Source organism: Lentimicrobium sp. S6, assembly GCF_013166635.1.
GTDB lineage: Bacteria > Bacteroidota > Bacteroidia > Bacteroidales > UBA12170 > UBA12170.
Genome location: NZ_JABKBZ010000144.1, coordinates 1 through 3,974, shown reverse-complemented (window position 1 = coordinate 3,974; position 3,974 = coordinate 1). Strand labels below are relative to the sequence as shown.

Below are 3,974 nucleotides of genomic sequence, written 5' to 3'. Positions count from 1 at the left end.
CTTCGGTGATATTTTCTATATACAATCTTCCGTAAACTATGAATTCTTCATTGGGTGCTATGGCTCCACTTTCTGGATGCTGTAGATTGGCCCAGGTGATTTCGTCATCGACTATTGGAGTAGTTACGGTCACTTCTCCGTTTAGGTTTGTTGTTCCATTCCAAATTCCTTGGTCAAAACCACCATAAACATAATCTTGTGATAGATACTGGAATCTGGTGGCATAATAATAGGTTCCATCGGTGGAGAGTTCTACACCTAAATTGGCGGAATATTCATCATTATCACTATCGGCAACTTCGCCTAAATAACTTGCGGCTACCCAATTCGTCCATGTATTTGGATTTGTATTGTCAGTGCTATAGCCTATCCATGCTTGTATGTCTGCATTTTCGCCGGCTACTTCGGTGATGTTTTCAATATATAATCTTCCATAAACAATAAACTCTTCATTGGGTGCAATGGCTCCGCTTTCTGGATGCTGCAGGTTGGCCCAGGTGATTTCGTCATCAACTACTGGAGTAGTTACGGTGAGTTCTCCATTTACATTTGTTGTTCCATCATAAAATCCGCCATCGAATCCACCATATACCATTTCTTGCTCTAAGTATTGGAATCTAGTGGCATAGTAATAAGTGCCATCCTCAGAAATCTCAGCACCTAAATTGGCGGAATATTCATCATTATCACTATCTGCAACTTCGCCTAAATAACTTGCTGCTACCCAATTCGTCCAAGTGTTTGGATTTGTATTGTCAGTGCTATAGCCTATCCATGCTTGTATGTCTGTATTTTCTCCGGCTAATTCGGTGATGTTTTCTATATACAATCTTCCATAAACAATGAATTCTTCGTTGGGTGCAATGGCTCCGCTTTCTGGATGCTGTAGATTGGCCCAGGCGATTTCATCATCGACTACTGGTGTAGTTACGGTGAGTTCTCCATTTACATTTGTTGTTCCATCATAGAATCCTCCGTCAAATCCACCATAAACCATGTCTTGTTCTAGATACTGAAATCTGGTGGCATAATAATAGGTTCCGTCGGTGGAAAGCTCTGCGCCTAAATTGGCGGAATATTCATCATTATCACTATCGGCAACTTCGCCTAAATAACTTGCGGCTACCCAATTTGTCCATGTGTTTGGATTTGTATTGTCTGCGCTATAACCTATCCAAGCTTGGATATCTGTATTTTCTCCTGTTTCACCAGTGATGTTTTCAATATAAAGTCTTCCGTAAACTATGAATTCTTCATTGGGTGCTATGGCTCCACTTTCTGGATGCTGGAGGTTGGCCCAGGTGATTTCGTCATCTGCTGGAGGAGGAGTACTAACTGTTAGGACTCCATTTACATTATTGGATCCATCCCAAAAACCGCCACCGCTTGAAGCATATCCTCCATACACATATTCCTGATCAAAATATTGATAGCGAAATGCATAATAGAAGGTTCCATCGCTATCCATAGCAGCACCTAAATTTGCAAAATATTCGTCATTGTCCCCTGCAGCTGAATTATAGGTGGCTGTTATCCAATTGCTCCATGTTGCGGGGTCAGTATCACTAGAGCTATAGCCCACCCATACCTGAACATCATCTGATGGTTCCGCTTGATTGGTTACATTATTAATCCAAACCTGTCCATAAACCAGAAACTCTTCGTTCTGTTCTATGGTACCACTGGCAGGCCATTGGAGATTAGCCCAGCCAATACTCTCAACTAGTGGTTTTGCATTAATTACAGAAGCCAAAAACAAAAGGCCAATAAACATTAAATTTAGAGGATAATTTTTTTTCATGGGTATTGTATTTTATCTGAAGCCATTACTTTCACAAAATCTCATTGCCAAAGCAATAGGCCAATAACTTGTTAATTCCAATTCACTGTATAAAAGTGGATCTGTTGTACGAAAAAAGCCTCATCTTGTTTCAAAAGAATATGAGAATTACAAAAAGAAGGAATAAGAGAACGGCAGAAAATAAGTAGGTGAAAAAGAATGATAACTGAAGGTAGCAGCCTTGACTAGAGTATTGAAATACAATGAAAAAGACCAATAAATATTAAGAAATAAATACTGAATATAGCCTTCTATTTAACTAATAAACCTATGAAGGCTAGCTTTTTACTTTTTGAAATTTGGCTCCTACTAGACTCTGCTTCAATCTTTTGCTTGGTCGAAAAGCAATTTTGAGTTCTGTAATGTTGTTCTTGGTCACCTGCTGTTTTTCGGGGCTTCCTTTGGCTTTGGCGTGAAGACTAAATATTCCCAAATCACCCAGTTCTATGCTCTTGTTTTCTAATAGTAAGCTGGGAATATTTCCTACAAAAGCTTCTAATACCCCATATACATCTGCTGTAGTAAAGCTACATTGTCTGGAAATCAATCTGGATAATTCTAATAGATTTATCTTTTCTCTATCACAAATTCGAGGATAATATTGATATTTAACCACCGCCGAGGAAATTTTATCTGCTAAGGGAATCACTTTATATTTTATCATGGCTTATCCATTTAAAGCTAAATTCTTCAAATGCTCTTTACAATTTATTAAAGTCTTCAGCATATTTCTATAAAAATATCTTTACAAAAATACATTTCTATATAGGTTAAAGTCAAGTTTAATGTACATCATACTATATTTTTATATACATCATAATCTATATTTTTAATGTAGTTTTTGAGAATTTACGCTTATGTTTTTGTAGAATGGTAGTGAGGGAATTACAGATTGTTATTAAATTGGTTTCTATCATCATTAAAAAAAAGAGCCACAATAGCAGCTCTTTTCGTTAAGTAAAAACAAATTAAAATTTAAAACTATTCCATTTCTGGAAATTCATGAGCGTTAACCTCGTTCATACTCGCCATAGAGTATGAGGGTAAATATAATTGATACCTTCGATATTTGTCTAATTCTATAGAGTTAGGATTGGTCTTTATTCTGAACTTCACATAATATTCCATGACTCCTATTCCTGTTGGTTCTTCACCTGCCAGCTCTATATACCTTTCCTGATATATAGAGAGTTTATCATAAAGCCTAGAATATTTTTCCATATCTAGCTTTTCGAATTTCATAGGCAACACCACATCATTGCCCCAATGATTGAAAGTATAACACAAATCGTATAAGGCTTTATACTGCTTTTCACTTCTTTGGTATCGAATAGAAAAAGTATCTATTAAGGAGCTAAAGAAACCAGTTTGTAAGAGTTCATTGGGATTTACCTCACCAAATTCATCAAAATTCTCATCGGCTAAAACAGCATTTATAATTTTTGCATCATGAATAGCAATGTCTATTCTACGAAATTCCTCACCTTTTACTAATTTCTCGAAACTTAATTCTACTAGCGGATATTCTAGATACTCCTCCCCTATACTTTGCTGAATGGCGATTCCTTCGGCGCTTGAAAATTGATTGTTTCCACAGGAAATGAGTAAAACTAGAGAAAGAATAATAAATAGGGCTGCTTTTAATAATTTCATGACTATGTGTTTTTAGATTGCATTTGCGAAATTAGGTGTTGGCTGCGCCAAAGTGTGTCGGAGTGCTAAAAGAAAATAGAAAGGTTTATATTTTTTTCTTAAGCTGCAGAGCAATATTTATAGCTCAGGGCGGAGCGCTGGGTTATAAATATTTGATTTGGTCTTTTGCCAAATGATAAGTTTCATGGATATGTTTAAGGTACAGTGGCAATCAATAAGCTCAGTATGAAATCTTTTCCGATTATTACTTTTTTGTGGAAAAAAGTAACCCAAAAGCCAGACAAAATAAAGCTTCCACCCACAAGGCCAAAACTGGCCCGCTATTTTGTCGGGCCACCGCTCGTCTTTCAGATTTTGATTTGACTTTATGTATAGAATTTCCTCGCTTAACTATACATACAATATTGAATAATAATAATATCCTTTTTCTAGAAGCTGCACAACAGCGCAATATTTATAGCCCAGGGCGGAGCGCTGGGTT

At 36.7% G+C, this 3,974-nt stretch carries 3 protein-coding genes and 1 pseudogene; 1 reads left to right on the top strand and 3 read right to left on the bottom strand.

The annotated features are described in order from the left end of the window. The 3 genes and pseudogenes from HNS40_RS21690 to HNS40_RS21680 form a co-directional block, all read right to left on the bottom strand. A pseudogene (locus tag HNS40_RS21690) lies at positions 1-1,801 on the bottom strand (hypothetical protein); the annotation flags it as partial. 316 nt (positions 1,802-2,117) lie between these two features. Beyond that, on the bottom strand, positions 2,118-2,504 hold the full coding sequence (locus HNS40_RS21685; protein WP_253916465.1) for an HU family DNA-binding protein: 387 nt from the start codon (positions 2,502-2,504) through the stop codon (positions 2,118-2,120). Between the two features lie 317 nt (positions 2,505-2,821). Further along, a complete protein-coding gene (locus tag HNS40_RS21680) occupies positions 2,822-3,493 on the bottom strand; it encodes a hypothetical protein (protein ID WP_172284811.1) in 672 nt (223 codons plus the stop codon). A gap of 254 nt (positions 3,494-3,747) precedes the next feature. Here HNS40_RS21680 and HNS40_RS23015 point away from each other — a divergent pair. After that, on the top strand, positions 3,748-3,974 hold a 227-nt coding region (locus tag HNS40_RS23015; RefSeq protein ID WP_216664205.1), incomplete at its 3' end, for a hypothetical protein.

Bases quoted from the DNA above. Each gene is read 5' to 3' on its own strand.
- HNS40_RS21685 (WP_253916465.1), bottom strand. From the start codon at position 2,504: ATGATAAAATATAAAGTGATTCCCTTAGCAGATAAAATTTCCTCGGCG.
- HNS40_RS21680 (WP_172284811.1), bottom strand. From the start codon at position 3,493: ATGAAATTATTAAAAGCAGCCCTATTTATTATTCTTTCTCTAGTTTTA.